At 43.7% G+C, this 1,663-nt stretch carries 1 protein-coding gene; it reads left to right on the top strand.

All coding sequences use genetic code 11. The annotated features are described in order from the left end of the window. The first annotated feature begins 114 nt into the window (after positions 1-114). Positions 115-1,233: an IS110 family transposase gene (locus tag DWW60_RS13345; protein ID WP_055145656.1), complete on the top strand. Its 1,119-nt coding sequence runs from the start codon at positions 115-117 to the stop codon at positions 1,231-1,233. The last annotated feature ends 430 nt before the right edge of the window (positions 1,234-1,663 follow it).

The raw sequence follows: 1,663 nt of genomic DNA, 5'->3' as shown, positions 1-1,663 counted from the left end.
TATTAGACAATATGTAATGACCTCCACATTGTAGGTTCGTGGATTTACCTGTATACTAAAGATTGTCAAAGTCAATGGTAACAGGGATTACCGCATACAAAGGGAGGTCATCAAATGAATTATAACACAGTTTACGTAGGAATGGATGTACACAAAGAAAGTTTTACATTTTGTGCGTACACAATCGATGCAGAGAAAGGTTCCCACTTCCAGAGAACAGAAGCTGATTACAAAAATGTTCTGAAATATCTGGAGTTTCTTCGTACCGTCTACGGAAACGATGCTAACTTTATATGCGGTTATGAGGCGGGTTGCCTCGGTTATACTTTATATCATCAATTAATAGAGCATCATGTTAACTGTGTGATACTTGCGCCAACAACGATGCTTGAGCAGTGCAGCAGAAGAAGAATTAAGACTGATCGGCGTGATGCTGAAATCATTGCCAAATGTCTGGCACAGCATAATTACAGTCCTGTTCATATCCCTACAGCAACGGACGAGGAAACAAAAGAATTCCTCCGTATGAGGGATGATCATAAACTGGCACTGAAAAAGGTCAAGCAGCAGATTCTTGCATTTTGTCTTCGCCACAACTATCGCTATGATGGAAACAGTCATTGGACAGCAGCGCACATCAAATGGCTTAAGTCATTAAAGCCTGAGGCACTTTATAAGGAAATCCTCGACGAATATCTGCTGACCTATACTACCCTTAGCGATAAGCTTGAACGGTTGGATAAACGCATTGAGGAGCTTGCCTCCAAGGATGAATACAGAGAATCGGTTAAGAAACTCTGTTGTTTCATCGGTATCAAGACTCACACCGCATTATCTGTTCTGATTGAGGTTGGCGATTTTCAGCGTTTTGCTTCTGCACAGAAATTTGCTTCCTACCTGGGACTTGTACCGGGTGAGGATTCCAGCGGTGATGAACAGACAAGGCTTGGCATTACCAAAGCCGGAAATCGTCATGTGCGTATGCTCCTTACAGAAGCTTCCCAGTGCTATGCCCGTGGTCAGATAGGATTCAAATCAAAGGAACTGAAATCACGTCAAGCCGGTAATTCACCACAGGTTATTGCTTATGCAGATAAAGCCAATGAACGCTTAAGACGCCGATACTACAAAATGGTTCTTGGAAAAAGTAAGAAACACAATGTAGCTAAAACAGCGATTGCGCGTGAGCTTGCCTGTTTCATGTGGGGCATGATGACTGATCATATCACCTGATACAGGTATAACATCGTGCTGCCGATATCAAGACCAGGCCGCTGCCAGCGGTGCTTCGCAGCCTTGACATCATCATCCCGCTGTTATAGCAGGTAATCAAGCAGATGTAAGATGGCTTGCGCCACATACATCTGGCCAGTAACTAAAGTAACAACTGAAGACATCCTGAAAGGGCTTCGGCCATTTCAAGGTTCGAGCTATCTGCGATAAATCTATGTTGGCACAGAGAAATCTGTGATCCACGCAATTAGACGGTAGAGCTCACGGCGGACCATTGACCTGTCGGTAACCAATCCACGTATATCAGAGTGGCCAATGCCGGGAACTGATACTCCGAGGCTCTTTCCGGGTGCCTTCAGACAACTAAATAAAGTTTTGTGGTGATTTCTGTTAACTTGTACTTGACAAGAGGTCATTACATATCAGATTT

Source organism: Coprococcus sp. AF16-22 (genome assembly GCF_003461545.1).
Taxonomy (GTDB): domain Bacteria; phylum Bacillota; class Clostridia; order Lachnospirales; family Lachnospiraceae; genus Coprococcus; species Coprococcus aceti.
The sequence above is the reverse complement of the archived record's forward strand: the minus strand, read 5'-3'. Positions and strand labels throughout refer to the sequence as shown.